Origin of the sequence: Pseudomonas lalucatii (assembly GCF_018398425.1) — a bacterium.
Classification (GTDB): Bacteria; Pseudomonadota; Gammaproteobacteria; order Pseudomonadales; family Pseudomonadaceae; genus Aquipseudomonas; species Aquipseudomonas lalucatii.
In genome coordinates this window covers 928,239-945,525 of sequence record NZ_JADPMV010000002.1, presented here as the reverse complement: position 1 = coordinate 945,525, position 17,287 = coordinate 928,239, and the positions used below count along the sequence as shown (strand labels likewise).

Genomic DNA, 17,287 nt, shown 5'->3' with positions numbered 1-17,287 from the left:
CGGGGCGAGCCCGATCTAGCTCGGCAAACCCCTGAGGTCGCGGCCATAGGCCGCGCGATAGGCGTCGAGCAGCCGTTGCCAATCGGCCTCGCTCCACGAGGAGTGGCGCCTGAGCTGACGCATATCGTGCAGGGCGGCCCGGGCCGGCGTCAGCCGGCGGCGGCATTTCTCCAGGTCGAGCAGCGCGGCTTCCGCGCGGGCGCTCTCGCCCTCGCCGCTGACCCTCACGAAGATGTGCTTGATATACAGGCAGCCATGCTGCCAGCGGGCCCGGTGCAACTGGGCCAGGTTGCTGGCCACCTGCTGCAGCAGCCGGCTGTGCAGGCGTTCGCCGTGGCGCTCGCGCCCCCCCTCGGCGTACCAGTCCTCGATTGGCTGGAAGCCCTCCAGGGCGGCGGTGACCAGCAGGCCGCGCCAGCCCTGGCGGCCGTGCTCGGCGGCGCAGTAGACGATCTCGGGCACCCGGACCCCGGCCCGGTGGGCGCCGCGCAGGGCATCGAACTCGCGCAGCACGGTGGGGCGGCCGAAGGGGTGGCGCAGGCTGCGGTAGAGGTGGCCGGTCTGGCGCTTGGCATAGAGCAGGCGGTTCTGCTCGTCGCGGATGCGCTGCACGCCGCTGGCGCCGCCGCGCCGCTCGTTGGGGGGCTCTACCCAGTCGCCCTGGCGCTGCCACCAGCTGTCGAGGATGCCATCCATGGCGATCGTCGCTGAATCGGAATCTGCTTTCATAAGCTGCCTTGTCTTGAAGAATGTCAGGCGAGTCAGCCGCCGGGGGCTGCCTCCGTACTGCCTCTCGAGTGACGGCGCGCGACCGCGGGTTCGGTAACGGCCGGGGTTACCATCCTGCCCAGCGCCTGCGCCTGTGTACCCTTCTCCCTGGCCGGACGTGGGGCTCCGGCGAACGCGGCGAGCGACCGGCTAGAGGCGCTCGCGCTGCAGCAGGGCTGGTGGTGCGGGGCGCGGCTGGCCATCAGGCCGGCGCTGCGCGTCGGACTTGCTTGCAAGGTCCGTTCCCGCCCGCGCTGGCCGGCCCGGCGCTCACGCCTGCTCCGGCGGTGCGACCGGGGCCGAGCCATTGGCCTGGGGACCCTCGCGGCGCCACTGGAGGACGATCAGGATCAGCGTGGGGATGCCGAGCAGGGCGGTGGCGAGGAAGAACTGGGCGTAGCCGAGCTTCTCCACCATCACCCCGGAGTAGCCGCCGATCAGCCGCGGCAGCAGGAGCATGATCGAGCTGAGCAGGGCGTACTGGGTGGCGGAGAACTTCAGGTTGGTCAGGCTCGACAGGTAGGCGACGAAGGCCGCCGTGGCCAGGCCGCCGCTGAAGTTGTCGGCGCTGATGGTCAGGACCAGCATCTGCAGGTGCGGGCCCATGTCGGCGAGCATGAGGAACAGCAGGTTGGTGGCGGCCGAGGCGACGCCGCCGATGAACAGGATCGGCAGGATGCCGAAGCGCACGATCAGCAGGCCGCCGACGCCGGCGCCGAGCAGGGTCATGACCAGGCCGAACAGCTTGCTGACGCTGGCGATCTGGTCCTTGGTGAAGCCCTGGTCGATATAGAAGACGTTGGCCATCACCCCCATGACGGTGTCGGACATGCGGTAGGTGGCGATCAGCCCGAGCAGCAGCAGGGCCTGCCAGCGGTAGCGGACGATGAAGTCGTTGACCGGGGTCAGCACCGGCGCCAGGCCGCGGCGGCCCATGGTCGACAGGCACAGGCCGGTGAGGATGGTGTAGAGCAGGGCACGCAGGAAGGCGCGGTCCTCCAGCAGCAGGTCGAGCAGGCTGGCCTCGCCGCGCACCAGGCTGGCGAAGTCGGTGTGGTAGAGCTGGGTGAACATCGCCGGCACCGAGACCAGCAGGACGATCAGCACCAGCACCGAGACCATCTGGTGGCTGAAGCCGTAGCGCGCCGCGGCCAACTGGGTCTTCAGCGGTACCGGCGGTTCGCGCATCCACAGGCTGGTCAGCAGGCCCGGCAGCATCAGCAGGGCGAACACCAGGTAGGTGCCGGCCCAGGCGCTGTGCTGGTAGCTCAGCACGGTGGAACCGAAGCCCTCGGCGAAATACAGGGCGCCGGCGGTGGCCAGCAGGGCGGCGATCCGGTAGCCGGCCATGTAGCTGGCCGCCAGTGCCGCCTGGCGGCTGTTGTCGACGATCTCCAGGCGGTAGGCGTCGATGGCGATGTCCTGGGTGGCGGAGGCGAAGGCCACCAGCACCGCCAGGGCGATCAGCCAGGTCAGGTGGGTCTGCGGGTCGCACAGGGCCATGCCGACCAGGCCGCTGGCGATCAGCACCTGGGACAGCACCAGCCAGGAGCGGCGGCGGCCCATCCGGCCGAGCAGCGGCAGGCGCCACTGGTCGAGCAACGGCGACCATACCCATTTGAAGGCGTAGGCCAGGCCGATCAGGCTGGCGAAGCCGATGGTCTCGCGGGCCACGCCCGCCTCGCGCAGCCAGACCGACAGGGTCGAGAACACCAGCATGTAGGGCAGGCCGGCGGCGAAGCCGAGGAGCAGGAGCACCAGCGTGGCGGGGCTGGAGTAGGCGGCGATGGCATCGCGCCAGCTTTTTCGAGGCATTGGGCGGTTTTCGGCCTGGGGATGATCTGACAAAGGCCGCACTCTAACCGCTGTGCTCCATCGGGCGCCAGCCGTGCCGTCGGATATCCACCCGGTCGTCGTGGACCAGCACGCCCTCGGCGCGCAGACGGGCCCGCTGCTCGGCGCCGGAGGGGCTGCCCGCCGGCAGGCTGAGGCGGCCGCCGGCGGCGACCACCCGGTGCCAGGGCAGGCTGCTGCCGTCCGGCAGCTGGCCGAGGGTGCGCCCGACCCAGCGCGCCGCCCGACCGAGGCCGGCCAGTTCGGCCAGCTGGCCGTAGCTCACCACCTTGCCGGCCGGCACCTGGGCCAGCGCCAGGTAGAGCGCCTCGCGCCGCGCCTGCCGGCTTGCCGCCGTGAGGGCGGAGGCGGCATGCTTGGCGGCTTGCCCCTGTTCCCCGAGCGGTCGAGTGTTCATGCTGCTGCGCATCCTGTCCTTCTCCATGCTGTTCACCCTGGTCTCGCCGCTGTGGGCCGACACCGTTTGGCTGGCCAACGGCGACCGTCTGAGCGGCGAGATCGTGCTGCTCGACGGCGGCAAGCTGGCCCTCAAGACCCGCTATGCCGGGCAGGTGCTCATCGATTGGCAGGATATCGATACCCTGCGTTCGGACAAGCCCCTGCTGCTGCGCCGTCGAGGGTTGGACAGCCAGCACAGCCGACAGTTGGCCGCGGCCGGCAGCGGCATGGTGCGGGTGATCGACACGACCACCGAGACCGTCCCCTTGGCCAGCATCACCCGTCTGGTGCCGCCGCGGCCACTGCTGCGGGATCTGGTGTGGGAGGGCAACCTCGACGCCAAGCTGGACATGGAGCGCAATCAGGATGATCGCGACGAGTGGCGGGTCAAGGGCAACAGCCGCGTCGAACACGGGCGCTGGCGCCACGTGCTGACCGGCGAGCTGGAGCGCGAGACCAGGAACGGCCGCGAGGTCGACGACAACTGGCGCCTGGAGTACGACCTCGACCGCTTCTTCAATCGCCACTGGTTCTGGCGCACCGGGGTGGAGCAGGCGGAGGACGGCTTCGAGTTCTTCACCCGCCAGCGCATCCTCGGCAGTGGGCCCGGTTATCGCTTCTGGGACGACGAACTGGGCCGCTTCGACCTGATCGGCCAGCTCAACCGGGTGCAGCTGGAGTCCCGGAGCGGCGCCCGGACATTCGACTCCCTCTCCCTGGAGTGGGACTACAAGCGCCTGCTGTGGGGCACCCGCCTGGAGCTGTACAGCAATGCCGAGCTGCAGGTGCCGGAGATCGCGGCGGTCGACTATGTGTTCGACAGCGAGTTCGGCCTGCGCTACCGCCTGAACAGCTGGGCGCGCCTGTCCCTGCTGTACGAGCTGGAGCAGATCCGCGGCCTGGGCCAGAGCACCTCCGAGCGCCATTACCTGATCGGCCTCGGGGTCGGCTGGTAGCGGCGCGTTGGTCGCCGGGGCGGAACTCGCGTGGTTTCCGTCGGTCAGTCCTTGCTCAGGCGTCGGGCCCGCGGATAATGCCCGACCTTTCACGAACCCGAGCAATTCCGGCCTTTCCCATGTCTTCCCGATCCCTGCTGTGCCTGGCCCTCACCCTGGCCACTCCTCCGCTGCTGGCCGATACCGTCTGGTTGAAGAACGGCGATCGCCTCACCGGCACGATCAAGTTCTTCGATGGCGGCAAACTGCTGCTGAAGACCGACTACGGCGGCGCGATCGCCCTGGACTGGAACAAGGTTGCCACCCTGGAGAGCGACCAGGAGCTGCTGATCAAGGAAGACGCGGTGCGCGGCGAGCGCGCCAAGAGCCTGCAGGCCGCCGAGCCGGGCAAGGTCATCCTGGCCAATGGCGAGACGCCGCGCACCGTCGAACTGGCCAGCATCGAGCAGATCATGAAGCCCAAGCCGCTGGTCGAGGACCTGACCTGGAAGGGCAATATCGACGCGGCGCTGGACTACAAGCGCGGCGAAGCGGACAGCGACGACTACGACATCGACCTGAAGACCCAGGCGCGCCACGGCCTGTGGCGGCACAACGCGGAGGCCGGCTACAACCGCCAGTACCAGGACGACCTGGTGTCCACCGACAACTGGAACGCCGAGTACGCCCTGGACCGTTTCCTCGACGAGCACTGGTTCTGGCAGGGGCGCCTGGAGTACAAGCATGACCAGATCGAGGAGCTGGAGCGCCAGCGCACCCTCGGTACCGGCCCCGGCTACCAGTTCTGGGACGACGAGCTGGGCGCCTTCTCGGTCACCGGCCTGCTCAACCGCAGCGACTACCGCTTCGCCGATGGCCAGAAGGAGAACTTCTACGCCCTGAGCACCAAGTGGGACTACAACCGCTACCTGGTCGGCAAGTCCGTGGAGCTGTTCAGCAGCGGCGAGGTCGGCAAGCCGCTGGCCAATGTCGCCGACTACACCCTGGATGCCGCGGTCGGCCTGCGCTACAAGATGACGGACTGGGCCTCGCTGCACATGAAGGCGGAGAAGGACCTGGTCAGCGGCGCCGACGGCGAGCTGGACGAGACCCACTACAGCCTGGGCTTCGGCGTCGGCTGGTAGGGCGCCGCGCGAGCATGAAAGAGCCCCGCCTCGGCGGGGCTCTTTCATGCTGCGGGTAGGTGCTTACAGGCGCAGGCCGCCGTCCAGCTCGAGAATGCGGCCGGTGTAGTAGTCGTTCTCCAGGATATAGGCCACCGAGTGGGCGATCTCCGCCGGCTTGCCCATGCGCCGCAGCGGAATGCCGGCGGTCATCTTGTCCAGGGCCTCGGGCTTCATGCCCAGGGTCATCTCGGTCTCGATGAAGCCCGGCGCCACGCCGGCGACGCGGATGCCGTAGCGCGCCAGCTCCTTGGCCCAGACCACGGTGTCGGCGGCGACTCCGGCCTTGGCCGCGGAGTAGTTGGCTTGGCCGATGTTGCCGGCGCGGGAGATCGAGGAAATGTTGACGATCGCGCCCTGGTTCTGCAGCTCGACCATCTTCGCCGCCACCTCGCGGGTGCAGAGGAACACCCCGGTCAGGTTGACGTCGATCACCGCCTGCCACTGGGCCAGGCTCATCTTGCTGATCTCGCCGTCCTTGACCTTGAGGGTCAGGCCGTCACGGAGGATGCCGGCGTTGTTCACCAGGCCGTTGATCGCACCGAAGTCGGCGGCGACCTGGGCGACCATGTGGCTCACCTGCTCCTCGTCGGCGACGTTGCACAGGTAGCGGCGGGCATCGCCGCCGGCGGCCTTGCAGGCGGCCACGGCTTCGTCGAGTTTTTCCGCGCTCAGGTCGACCAGCGCCAGCTTGGCGCCCCTGGCCGCTAGGTACTCGCCCATGGCCCGGCCCAGGCCCTGGCAGCCGCCGGTGATGATGATGACTTTGTCTTTGAGTTGCATCGCTGTATCCCCTCAAGGTGCCGCATTTAACCCCGCTGGCGCGCGGTAACCGCTATTCTAGGGCGCCTGTCCGTTTGTGACGGATTCTTTGCGAGGAGTCATAAGGTGAGCGTGAAAGCCGGCAAGCATGCCCGAGAATTGCTGCTCAAGGAATACCGCGGGGTGCTCTCCACCCACTCCCAAGCCATGCCGGGCTTCCCGTTCGGCTCGGTGGTGCCCTACTGCCTGGATGCCCAGGGCTGGCCACTGATCCTGATCAGTCGCATCGCCCAGCACACCCATAACCTCGGGCAGGACGCCAAGTGCTCGCTGTTGGTCGGCGAGCGTGGCGCCGAGGATGTGCAGGCGGTCGGCCGTCTCACTCTGCTCGCCGAAGCGCGACAGTTGTGTGACGCGGCGGCCATCGAGGCGGCCGCGGCACGCTACTACCGGTATTTCCCCGAGTCGCGGGACTACCATCGCGTGCATGATTTCGATTTCTGGCGCCTGGAGCCGGTGCGCTGGCGCTTCATCGGCGGCTTCGGCGCCATCCACTGGCTGGAGCAGGTGGCCCTGGCCAACCCCTTCGCCGGCGACGCGGAGCAGGGCATGCTCGAGCACATGAATCGCGATCACGCCGCGGCCATCGCCCATTACGTCGAACTGGCCGGACTGCCGCGCCACGCCCCGGCCGAGCTGGTGGGCATCGACGGCGAGGGCTTCCATCTGCGTATCGGCCAGGGCCTGCACTGGCTGGCCTTCCCCGCGCCCTGCGACAGCCCCGGGGCGGTGCGTCAGGCGCTGGTGCAACTGGCCCGCGCCGAGACCTGGCCGACCGACGGTGGCGCGGCGCCTTGAATTGCCGGCAACGCCCCATATCTCAGTAGTACTGGAAGCCGTTCTTCCGCTAAGGAACCCTTGATGCGCGTTTTTCTGCTGTTGTTTCTGCTGTTCCCGATCCTCGAGCTGGCCCTGCTGATCAAGGTGGGCGGCGCCATCGGCGTGCTGCCGACCCTGCTGTTGGTGATCGCCACGGCGATCCTCGGCAGCGTGCTGCTGCGCGTCGCCGGCGTCGCCACCGCCTGGCGTGCCCGGGAGCGACTGGCCCGTGGCGAACTGCCGGAACAGGAGATGCTCGAAGGCCTGCTGATCGCCGTGGGCGGCGGCCTGCTGCTGCTGCCGGGCTTTATCAGCGACGTCCTCGGCCTGTTCTGCGTGCTGCCCTTCAGCCGCCGCCTGCTGGTCGCCAAGCTGCGTCAGCGCGCCGCCGAGCAGGCCATGCGCCAGCGCGCCTTTGCCGACGACCTGGCGGCGCGCTCCGGGCGCACCCGGCCGAACGTGCTGGACGGCGAGTACGAGCGCCGCGACTAGCGCCTGCGGCGCGCTGGCGCTTTGGTGGCGGGCGCAAATTTTTTCCGCGCTGCCCTTGAATTCCCCTGGTACGCCCTTATGTAGCGGTCACCGCAAGGTTTTCTGTCGGAATCGACAGAACAGACTTTCGCGTTGTGCCTGGCACAGCGCAACCGGCACCGCCGGACTTTGCTAACCCGCCGGTGAAGACACCGGCCGATGAAAACAACCTAGTTGGGAGAGATCGACAATGAAGCTTCGTCCTCTGCATGACCGCGTCGTGATCCGTCGCAGCGAAGAAGAAACCAAGACCGCAGGCGGCATCGTGCTGCCGGGTTCCGCTGCCGAGAAGCCGAACCAGGGCGAGATCGTCGCCGTCGGCACCGGTCGCGTGCTGGACAACGGCGAAGTCCGTCCGCTGGCCGTCAAGGTCGGCGACAAGGTGGTGTTCGGCCCGTATTCCGGCAGCAACACCGTCAAGGTCGGCGGCGAAGACCTGCTGGTGATGGGCGAGAGCGAAATCCTCGCCGTCATCGAAGCCTGAGTCCCGCGCATCTCCGTCTAACCGTCAAGAATTGAGGATCAATCACCATGGCAGCTAAAGAAGTCAAATTCGGCGACACCGCCCGCAAGAAGATGCTCTCCGGCGTCAACGTCCTGGCCGACGCGGTCAAGGCCACCCTCGGCCCGAAAGGCCGCAACGTGGTGCTGGAGAAGAGCTTCGGTGCTCCGACCATCACCAAGGACGGCGTGTCCGTGGCCAAGGAAATCGAGCTGAAGGATCGCTTCGAGAACATGGGCGCCCAGCTGGTCAAGGACGTCGCCTCCAAGGCCAACGACGAGGCCGGTGACGGCACCACCACCGCCACCGTTCTGGCTCAGGCCATCGTCAACGAAGGCCTGAAGGCCGTCGCTGCCGGCATGAACCCGATGGACCTCAAGCGCGGTATCGACAAGGCCACCATCGCCATCGTCAAGGAGCTCAAGGAGCTGTCCAAGCCGTGCGCCGACACCAAGGCCATCGCCCAGGTCGGCACCATCTCCGCCAACTCCGACAGCTCCATCGGCGACATCATCGCCCAGGCCATGGAGAAGGTCGGCAAGGAAGGCGTGATCACCGTTGAGGAAGGCTCGGGCCTGGAGAACGAACTGTCGGTCGTAGAAGGCATGCAGTTCGACCGCGGCTACCTGTCGCCGTACTTCATCAACAAGCCGGACACCATGGTTGCCGAACTGGAAACCCCGCTGATCCTGCTGGTCGACAAGAAGATCTCCAACATCCGCGAAATGCTGCCGGTGCTGGAAGCCGTGGCCAAGGCCGGTCGTCCGCTGCTGATCGTCGCCGAAGACGTCGAGGGCGAAGCCCTGGCGACCCTGGTGGTGAACAACATGCGCGGTATCGTCAAGGTCGCCGCCGTCAAGGCGCCGGGCTTCGGCGACCGTCGCAAGGCCATGCTGCAGGACATCGCCATCCTCACCGGCGGTACCGTCATCTCCGAAGAAGTCGGTCTGAGCCTGGAAGGCGCTACCCTGGAGCACCTGGGCAACGCCAAGCGCGTGGTCCTGAGCAAGGAAAACACCACCATCATCGACGGCGCCGGCCAGCAGGTCGACATCGAAGCGCGCGTGGCGCAGATCCGCAAGCAGGTCGAAGACACCACTTCCGACTACGACAAGGAGAAGCTGCAAGAGCGTCTGGCCAAGCTGGCCGGCGGTGTTGCCGTGATCAAGGTCGGCGCCGGCACCGAAGTCGAAATGAAAGAGAAGAAGGCCCGCGTCGAAGACGCCCTGCACGCGACCCGCGCTGCAGTGGAAGAAGGCGTGGTACCTGGCGGTGGCGTGGCCCTGGTGCGCGCACTGCAGGCCATCAGCGAGCTGAAGGGCGAGAACGACGACCAGAACGTCGGTATTGCACTGCTGCGTCGCGCCGTCGAAGCGCCGCTGCGTCAGATCGTCGCCAACGCCGGCGACGAGCCGAGCGTGGTGGTCGACAAGGTCAAGCAGGGCGAAGGCAACTACGGCTACAACGCCGCCACCGGCGTGTACGGCGACATGATCGAGATGGGTATTCTCGATCCGGCCAAGGTCACCCGTTCGGCCCTGCAGGCCGCCGCCTCCATCGGCAGCCTGATGATCACCACCGAGGCGATGATCGCCGAAGTGGTCGACGACAAGGCCGCTCCGGCCATGCCGGACATGGGCGGCATGGGCGGCATGGGCGGCATGATGTAAGCCACCCGGCACCCTGAGCTGTAAGGAAAACCCCGCGCTGGTCGCGGGGTTTTTTTATGTCCGAAGGAAAGCCCCTGGCCGCGCAAGGAGGCGGCGTGCGGCCCGCGCCGTGCGCTGCCCATGGAGAGCGGGTCGCGCCCGGACGAGTACCGACCGTCTGTCGCGCAAGGCGACGGTCTGCTGGGCGCTGGTCTAGGGTTAGCGAACAGCGTTTGGCAGCGCTTTCAAGAGGTTGCAGTGATGAAGCTAGAAATTGCTCGAAGTCTGTTTCTCGCCGCTGCGCTCGCCGTGGCCTCCCTGGCGGCGGCGGCCTGGCAGGAGCCGGGCCCCGAGGTGCTGACCCGCAACGGCCTGGGCTACTGCCCGCTACCGCCGCAGCCGCGCGCCGCGGTCGAGATCAGGCCGGACCGGGACCTGCTGCTGTTGCTCTTCGGTCTGAGCCAGGGCATGGGGGCCCGGGGTTGAGGTCGCCTCCGGCGTTGCCGCCGCGCCCACGAAAAAGCCCCGCATTGCGGGGCTTTTTCGTGGCCAGGCTCAGCCCGCGACGGCGGGCTGGGCGCTCGGCGCCGGGTCGGGACGGGCCAGCAGGCTGTACACGCAGGGCAGCACGAACAGGGTGAACAGGGTGCCCACCGACATGCCGGTGGCGATCACCAGGCCGATGTCGAAGCGGCTCACCGCGCCGGCGCCGCTGGCGAGGATCAGCGGCACCATGCCGAAGACCATCGCCGCGGTGGTCATCAGCACCGGGCGCAGGCGGATCGCCGCGGCTTCCTCCACCGCGGCACGGCGCGACAGGCCCTGGTCGCGGCGCAGCTGGTTGGCGAACTCGACGATCAGGATGCCGTGCTTGGTGATCAGGCCGATCAGGGTCACCAGGCCCACCTGGGTGTAGATGTTCATGCTGGAGAAGCCGAGGAACAGCGGTACCAGGGCGCCGCAGATCGACAGCGGCACGGTCACCAGGATCACCAGCGGGTCGCGGAAGCTCTCGAACTGCGCGGCCAGCACCAGGAAGATCAGCGCCAGGGCCAGGCCGAAGGTGACGTACAGCGCGCTGCCTTCCTGGACGTACTGGCGCGCCGCGCCGGCGTAGTCGGCGGCGAAGCCGGCCGGCGCCTCCTCGGCCATGATCTGCCGCACGCTGTCGATCGCCTCGCCCATGCTGACCAGCGGCACGCCCTGGATGATCGCCGAGTTGAGCTGCTGGAACTGGTTGAGCTGGGTCGGCCGGGCGCGGTCGCTGACCGTCACCAGGGTCGCCAGCGGCAGCAGCGCGCCGCTCTCGCTCTTGACGTAGTAGCTGCCGAGCCAGCCCGGGTTGTCGCGGTAGGCGCGCTCCACCTGGGCGATGACCTTGTAGCTGCGCCCGTCGATGGTGAAGCGGTTGATCTCGCCCTCGCCGAGCAGGCTGGCCAGGGTCAGGCCGAGGTCCTGCATGGACACGCCCATCTGCGCGGCCTTCTGCCGGTCGATCTGCACCACCACCTCCGGCTTGTCGAAGGCCAGGTCGATGTCGAGGAAGGCGAACTTGCCGGATTCCAGGGCGCGCGCCTTGACCCGCTCGGCCACCTGCAGCAGCGACTCGTAGTCATTCGGTGTGTTGATCACGAACTGGAACGGCAGGCCCTCGCCGGTGCCGGGCAGGGAGGGCAGGTTGAAGCCGAAGATCTGCAGGCCGGGGATCTGGCTGAGGCGCCCCTGTACCTCGGGGAGGATCTCCATCTGCGTGCGCTGGCGCTCGTCCCACGGGGTCAGCAGGAAGCCGCCGATGCCCGACTGCACGCCGTTGAAGCCGTTGATCTGGAAGGAGGAGTAGTACTCGGGGAACTCCTTGAAGATCTCGACGAACTGGTCGGTGTAGCGGTTCATGTACTCCAGGTTGGTCGGCTGCGGCGCGTTGGCCATGATGAACACGATGCCCTGGTCTTCCTCCGGCGCCAGCTCGCTCTTCATGAACATGGGATTGAGCATCACCGGGATCAGGCACAGGACGATCACGGCGAACACGATCACCACCGGGCGGGTGTCCAGGGTACCGTGCAGGGCGCGCTGGTAGCGCTGCTTGAGGCGCTCGAACAGCACATCCAGGCGGTGCGCCAGGCCGCTGGGGTTTTCCTCGTGGCGCAGCAGCTTGGCGCACATCATCGGCGACAGGGTCAGGGCGACGATGCCGGAGATGATCACCGCACCGGCCAGGGTCAGGGCGAACTCCTTGAACAGCGCCCCGGTCAGGCCCTCGAGGAAGCCGATCGGCGCATAGACCGCGGCCAGGGTGACGGTCATCGACACCACCGGCACGGCGATCTCCCGCGCCCCTTCCAGGGCCGCGTCGAAGGGCGACTTGCCTTCCTCTATATGGCGGTGGATGTTCTCCACCACGACGATGGCATCGTCCACCACCAGGCCGATGGCCAGGACCATGGCCAGCAGGGTCAGCAGGTTGATCGAATAGCCCATCAGCTGCATGAAGAACAGCACGCCGATCATCGACAGGGGGATGGTGATCACCGGGATCAGCACCGAGCGGAACGCGCCGAGGAACAGGAAGACCACCACGATGACGATCAGCACCGCCTCGCCCAGGGTCTTCAGCACCTCGTCGATCGAGGCCTGGATGAACAGGGTGGCGTCGTAGGCGATCGATACCTTGAGGTTCGGCGGCAGCTGCGCCTCCAGTTCCGGCAGGATGCCGCGCACCTCCTTGATCACGTCCAGCGGGTTGGCGCTGGGCGTGCCCTTGATGGCGATATAGACCGAGGGGATGCCGTCGAAGGAGCTGAGCGAGTCGTAGTTCTCCGCGCCCATCTCCACCCGCGCCACGTCGCGCAGCAGCACCCGGCTGTCGCCGACGGTCTTCAGCGGGATGGCGGCGAAGGCCTCGGGGGTCTTCAGGTCGGTCTCGGCGTTGAGGCTGGTGACCACGTACTCGCCCTTCACCTCGCCGGCGGCGGCGAGGAAGTTGTACTGGCGCACCGCGTCGTTGACGTCGCTGGCGGTGATGCCGTAGGCGGCCATCTTCACCGGGTCGAGCCACAGGCGCATGGCGAACACCTGGTTGCCGAGAATCTCCGCCTCGGCCATGCCCGGCAGGGTGGCCAGCTTGGGCTGGATCACCCGCGACAGGTAGTCGGTGATCTGCGGGTTGGACAGCTCGTCGCTGAAGAAGCTGATGTACATCAGCGCCGTGGAGTCGGCCGCCTCCTTCGACAGCACCGGGTCCTCGGCGTCCTGGGGCAGCTGGTTCTTCACCTCGTTGGCCTTGGCCAGCAGCTCGGTGAACAGGCGGTCGCTGTCGGCGCCGATGCGCGCGTAGATCGAGACGACCGACAGGTTCTGCCGGCTCACCGAGGTCATGTAGTCGATGCCGTCGGCGCTGGCCAGGCTCTGCTGCAGCGGCTGGGTGATGTAGCCCTGGATGGTCTCGGCGTTGGCCCCGGGGTAGGCGGTGGTCACCGTGATCAGGGCGTTCTCCATGTGTGGGTACTGGCGGATGGTCAGCTTGTCGAAGGCCTGCAGGCCGAGCAGGACGATCAGCAGGCTGACCACGGTCGCCAGTACCGGGCGACGAATGAAGGGATCGGTAAATGCCATGGGTAGGTTCCTTTACGCCGCTGGCGGCTATTGCGCGGCCTTGGCCTGGCGGGAGGCGGCGGCCGGTTCGTCGGCGATGGCGACATGGGCGCCGTTGTCCAGCTTGAGCTGGCCGGCGGTGACCACCCGCTCGCCGCTTTGCAGGCCCTCGAGGATCACCACCTGGCCGTCACGGCGTTCGCCGGTCTCGACGAAGCGGCGCTCCACCTGCAGCTTGGCCTGGCCCTGGTCGTCCCGCAGTACCTGGCCGTCCTCGTCCTTCTGCTCGGCGACCACGTACACCGAATTGCCGTACAGGGTGTAGGTGATGGCGGTTTCCGGCACCACCACCTGCAGCGCCTCGCCGGGCAGCAGGACCTCGAGGTTGGCGAACATGCCCGGCAGCAGCTTGCCTTCCGGATTGTCCAGGGCGGCGCGCACCTGCACGTTGCGCGTGGTGTCCTCGACCTTGGGGTTGATCGCCGCGATCTCGCCGGCGAACACCTCGCCCGGGTAGGCGGCGACGCTCAGGCGCACGCGCTCGCCGAGGGCCAGGCTGGGCACGGCCTGTTCCGGCAGGAAGAAGTCGACGTAGAGCCGCGACAGGTCCTGCAGGGTGGCGATCTGGGTGCCGGGCGACAGGTAGTCGCCGACATCCATCTGGCGGATGCCGATGGAGCCGGAGAAGGGCGCGAGGATGCGCTTCTTCGCCAGTTGCGCCTGCAGCTGGGCGACCGTGGCGCTGGCCTTCTTCAGCTCGGCCGAGAGGCGGTCGAACTCGCTCTTGGAGATGTTCGAGCGGCTGACCAGGCTGCGCCCGCGCTCGAACTCGACCCGCGCCAGGCCCAGCTCGGCCTCGGCGGTGGCCAGGTTGGCGCGTTCGACCTGGTCGTCCATCTGCACCAGGGCCTGGCCGCGCTCGACCCGTTCGCCGGAGCTGAACAGTAGCTCGCGGACGATGCCGCCGATCTCGGCGGTCAGCTCGACGCCCTGGAAGGCCTTGAGCGTGCCGATGGCCGGCAGGCGGTTCTGCCAGGGGCGCTCGGCGGCGGCGGCGGCCGACACGCTGATGGCCGGCTGCGGCGCCGAGAACTGCTGGACCTGCTGGTAGATGGTGAGGCCTTTGTAGGCGGCGAGGGCGAGCACCACGAGGGCGACCACGCCCAGCATGATGAGCATGCGGCGGAGCAACATATTCCGGTTCCTTGGCAGGTAAATTGGGCCTGGGAATAGGCAAGAGAGCGACCATAGACCCGAGGCACGGGCAAGTCAAAGGGGCGCATTTGCAAAAGATTGCGAGCGCCGCTTCTGGCAACGGAGTGTTCGAGCTAGCGACGCAATTGCCGGTCGATAGGGGCTTTTTGCCGCACGCTGGGCACCGGCGGTGGGGGCGCCGCCGCGGACCGCAGCGGCGCCGGCAATCAGGACTTGAGGCGCTGGGTGACCTCGCCGAGCTGGCCGGACAGGCCGTGCAGGTTGCGGCTGGCGGCTTCGGTGCGCTGGACGTTGTCCTGGTTGGTGGTGGCGATCGCGGTGATCTCGGTGAGGTTGCGCGAGATGTCCTCGGCCACCGAGGTCTGCTCCTCGGCGGCGGTGGCGATCTGCCGGTTCATGTCGCGGATCGCCTCCACCGCGCCGGTGATGCGCTGCAGCATGGCGCCGGCCTCGGTGACCTGGGTGACGCCGGCCTCGCTGCGGTTCTGGCCGTTCTCGATGGCGCGTACCGCGTTCAGCGCGCCGTTCTGCACCGTGTCGATGATCTGGTGGATCTCCGCGGTGGACTCGGCGGTGCGCTGGGCCAGGGTGCGCACCTCGTCGGCGACCACGGCGAAGCCGCGGCCCTGCTCGCCGGCGCGGGCGGCCTCGATGGCGGCGTTGAGGGCCAGCAGGTTGGTCTGCTCGGCGATGCCGCGAATCACCTCTAGGACCTTGCCGATGCGCCCGCTGTCGGCTTCCAGGCGGCGGATCACCTCGGCGGTGTTGGCGATCTCGCCGCGCATGCCGGTGATGGTCTCGATGGTGGCACGCATCACCTGCTCGCCCTGCTGCGCGGAGTGGTCGGCATCGTCCGCGGCACGGGCCGCTTCGGCGGCATGACGGGCCACCTCCTGGGCGGTGGCGGACATCTCGTGCATCGCCGTGGCGGCCTGGTCGGTGCGCGAGAACTGCTCCCGCGAGCCCTCGGCCATCAAGGTGGCAATGGCGTTGAGCTCGCCGCTGGCGCCGTCCAGGCTGGCGCTGCTGCGCTGCAGCTGGGCAAAGGTCTCGGCGAGGAAGTCGCGCAGGGTGTTGGCCGCCTCGGCCAGGTGGCCCAGTTCGTCCTGGCGGCTGGCATCGACGCGCTGGCCGAGGTCGCCGCGGCTGAGCTGGGCGATGTGCTCGACCAGCCCGCGAATCGGCGCGACCAGGTTGCGGTTGACCAGCCACAGGCTGAACAGGCCGATCAGCAGGCTGGAGAGCAGCAGCACCGCCGGGCCGAGCTGCGCGGTGCGCTCGGCGGCGTCGCTGATGGCGGCGGACTGGGTCTGGCCGCGGGCGTTGAGCCGCCCGACCAGGGCGCTCATCTGCTCGCTGGCACCGCGGTCGATGCCCTTGACCGCGGCATCGCCGACCGCCGCGTCGGCGCCGGCGGCGACGAAGGCGGCATGGCCCTGGCGATAGGCGCCGCCCATGCTGCGGTGTTCGCTGCGCAGGCGTTCGACCTGGTTCTTCAGCTCGAGGTCGCGTTGTTCATCGGCGACCCGCAGCAGTTCGCCGAGGATCTCCTGCACCTTGCCCTCCTGGGCCTGGAACTGGCTCCAGTACTTGTCCAGGTCGGCGGGCCGCTTGCCGCGCAGCAGCACGTTCTTCCACTCCTGCACCTGCACCTTGAACTCGAGGTTGGCGCTGTCCACCAGGCGCGAGGCGTGCAGGGTGCCGCCGACCAGCTCGCGGTAGGACTGCACGCCGCTGGAGAGGAAGGCGAAGCAGGCCAGGGCGATCAGCAGGATCAACAGCAGGCTGCCGCCGAGCAGGGTGAGGATCTGGGCGCGCAATGAGCGTTGCAAGGACATGGTCGAGGTCTCGTATCAACGGATGGAAGTCGGTCGCCGCGGCGGCCAGGCTAGCTGTGATCTCTCAGTAGGTTGTTCATCCGGGGCATTCCCGGAATTCTGGAAGTGCGACCAACCTAGCCTTCCAGGAGCCCCGGATGAACCTGCATAAACATGCCCGTCTTACCCCTCGCGGTCGAGCCCTTTTGGTTCGGCGCATCCAGCACGGCTTGCGGGTCGAAGAAGCCGCCCAGGCGGCCGGTGTGAGCGTGCGAACCGCCTACAAATGGTTGCGGCGCTTTCGCGAGGAAGGCGAGGCCGGGTTGATGGATCGTTCATCACGTCCGCAACACTGCCCGCATGCGACACCCGATACCGTGGTCGAGCGTCTGATCGAACATCGGCGATGCCGCAAGACCTATCGGCAGATCGCCAGAGAGCTAGGCTTGGCCGTCAGCACTGTTGCGCGCCGCCTGCGGCGGGCCGGCTTTCATCGACTGGCTGAGCTGGAGCCGGCGCCACCGGTGGTGCGCTACGAGTACCCGACACCCGGAGATCTGCTGCATCTGGATATCAAAAAGCTGGGCCGTTTCTGGCGACCTGGCCATCGGGTCACCGGCGACCGCCAGCAGAACTCCGACGGCGCGGGCTGGGAATTCGTCCACGTGGCCATCGACGATGCCAGCCGCATCGCCTTCAGCAGCCTGCATCCTGACGAGCGTGGTCGCAGTGCTTGCCAAGCCTTGCTCCAGGCGCTGCGCTACTACCGCAGCCTGGGCATTCGTTTCACCCGCATCATGACCGACAACGGCAGCTGCTATCGCTCTCGCACGTTTCGGCGTTTGCTCAGACGATTGGGGCTGCGCCATCTGCGCACCAAACCTTACACGCCACGCACCAACGGCAAGGCCGAGCGCTTCATCCAGACCAGTCTGCGCGAGTGGGCCTATGCCCATAGCTATGAAAGTTCGGCACAGCGAGCACAGCACCTGACGCCCTGGCTACATCACTACAATTGGCACCGGCCACACGCCAGCCTCGGCTACCAGCCACCAATCAGTCGCGTTCCGCTTTCACTGAATAACGTACTGGGTTTACACAGCTAGCGGGGAAATATGACATCCATGTGACGTGAGGCGAGGTGCGCGACCTGCATCGT

Annotated in this window: 15 protein-coding genes; 8 read left to right on the top strand and 7 right to left on the bottom strand. The window is 67.6% G+C overall.

Going from position 1 to position 17,287, the window contains the following annotated elements:
* Positions 1-15: 15 nt before the first annotated feature.
* The 3 genes from I0D00_RS17835 to I0D00_RS17825 form a co-directional block, all read right to left on the bottom strand.
* Entirely contained in the window at positions 16-729 is a 714-nt protein-coding gene (locus I0D00_RS17835) for a lipopolysaccharide kinase InaA family protein (protein WP_213641153.1), read from the bottom strand.
* A 309-nt stretch (positions 730-1,038) separates the two neighbouring features.
* Complete coding sequence (locus I0D00_RS17830) at positions 1,039-2,583, bottom strand: AmpG family muropeptide MFS transporter (protein ID WP_213641152.1); 1,545 nt, start codon at positions 2,581-2,583, stop codon at positions 1,039-1,041.
* Between the two features lie 43 nt (positions 2,584-2,626).
* The gene (locus tag I0D00_RS17825; protein ID WP_213641151.1) at positions 2,627-3,019 is read right to left on the bottom strand and encodes an MGMT family protein; all 393 of its coding nucleotides are present in this window, start codon (positions 3,017-3,019) and stop codon (positions 2,627-2,629) included.
* On the opposite strand from I0D00_RS17825, the gene I0D00_RS17820 reads away from it, so the two are divergent.
* Positions 3,018-4,016 (top strand): DUF481 domain-containing protein, encoded by a 999-nt coding sequence (locus I0D00_RS17820; RefSeq protein ID WP_213641150.1) that lies wholly within the window; start codon positions 3,018-3,020, stop codon positions 4,014-4,016. The two genes, I0D00_RS17825 and I0D00_RS17820, sit on opposite strands and share 2 nt — an antisense overlap.
* 119 nt (positions 4,017-4,135) lie before the next feature.
* Complete coding sequence (locus I0D00_RS17815; RefSeq protein WP_213641149.1) at positions 4,136-5,140, top strand: DUF481 domain-containing protein; 1,005 nt, start codon at positions 4,136-4,138, stop codon at positions 5,138-5,140.
* 63 nt (positions 5,141-5,203) lie between these two features.
* On the opposite strand, the gene I0D00_RS17810 is transcribed toward I0D00_RS17815, so the two are convergent.
* Positions 5,204-5,962, bottom strand: coding sequence for an SDR family oxidoreductase (locus tag I0D00_RS17810; RefSeq protein ID WP_213641148.1), 759 nt, complete (start codon positions 5,960-5,962; stop codon positions 5,204-5,206).
* Positions 5,963-6,067: 105 nt separating this feature from the next.
* On the opposite strand from I0D00_RS17810, the gene I0D00_RS17805 reads away from it, so the two are divergent.
* The 5 genes from I0D00_RS17805 (at position 6,068) to I0D00_RS17785 (ending at position 9,988) form a co-directional block, all read left to right on the top strand.
* Positions 6,068-6,799: a HugZ family pyridoxamine 5'-phosphate oxidase gene (locus I0D00_RS17805; RefSeq protein ID WP_213641147.1), complete on the top strand. Its 732-nt coding sequence runs from the start codon at positions 6,068-6,070 to the stop codon at positions 6,797-6,799.
* A 63-nt stretch (positions 6,800-6,862) separates the two neighbouring features.
* Positions 6,863-7,312 carry an FxsA family protein gene (locus tag I0D00_RS17800; protein ID WP_213641146.1) on the top strand — a complete coding sequence of 150 codons (450 nt, stop codon included), beginning with the start codon at positions 6,863-6,865 and terminating at the stop codon, positions 7,310-7,312.
* A gap of 229 nt (positions 7,313-7,541) precedes the next feature.
* The gene (locus I0D00_RS17795) at positions 7,542-7,835 is read left to right on the top strand and encodes a co-chaperone GroES (protein WP_213641145.1); all 294 of its coding nucleotides are present in this window, start codon (positions 7,542-7,544) and stop codon (positions 7,833-7,835) included.
* A 47-nt stretch (positions 7,836-7,882) separates the two neighbouring features.
* Positions 7,883-9,523 carry a chaperonin GroEL gene (gene groL / locus I0D00_RS17790; protein WP_213641144.1) on the top strand — a complete coding sequence of 547 codons (1,641 nt, stop codon included), beginning with the start codon at positions 7,883-7,885 and terminating at the stop codon, positions 9,521-9,523.
* Between the two features lie 240 nt (positions 9,524-9,763).
* Complete coding sequence (locus I0D00_RS17785; protein ID WP_213641143.1) at positions 9,764-9,988, top strand: hypothetical protein; 225 nt, start codon at positions 9,764-9,766, stop codon at positions 9,986-9,988.
* 69 nt (positions 9,989-10,057) lie between these two features.
* On the opposite strand, the gene I0D00_RS17780 is transcribed toward I0D00_RS17785, so the two are convergent.
* The 3 genes from I0D00_RS17780 to I0D00_RS17770 form a co-directional block, all read right to left on the bottom strand.
* Positions 10,058-13,117, bottom strand: a complete 3,060-nt coding sequence (locus I0D00_RS17780) for a multidrug efflux RND transporter permease subunit (RefSeq protein ID WP_213641142.1) — start codon at positions 13,115-13,117, stop codon at positions 10,058-10,060.
* A gap of 27 nt (positions 13,118-13,144) precedes the next feature.
* Positions 13,145-14,290: an efflux RND transporter periplasmic adaptor subunit gene (locus I0D00_RS17775; RefSeq protein ID WP_213641141.1), complete on the bottom strand. Its 1,146-nt coding sequence runs from the start codon at positions 14,288-14,290 to the stop codon at positions 13,145-13,147.
* A gap of 227 nt (positions 14,291-14,517) precedes the next feature.
* On the bottom strand, positions 14,518-16,149 hold the full coding sequence (locus tag I0D00_RS17770; RefSeq protein ID WP_213641140.1) for a methyl-accepting chemotaxis protein: 1,632 nt from the start codon (positions 16,147-16,149) through the stop codon (positions 14,518-14,520).
* Between the two features lie 137 nt (positions 16,150-16,286).
* Here I0D00_RS17770 and I0D00_RS17765 point away from each other — a divergent pair, with 137 nt between their 5' ends.
* Positions 16,287-17,234: an IS481 family transposase gene (locus I0D00_RS17765; protein WP_213640673.1), complete on the top strand. Its 948-nt coding sequence runs from the start codon at positions 16,287-16,289 to the stop codon at positions 17,232-17,234.
* Positions 17,235-17,287 lie beyond the last annotated feature (53 nt).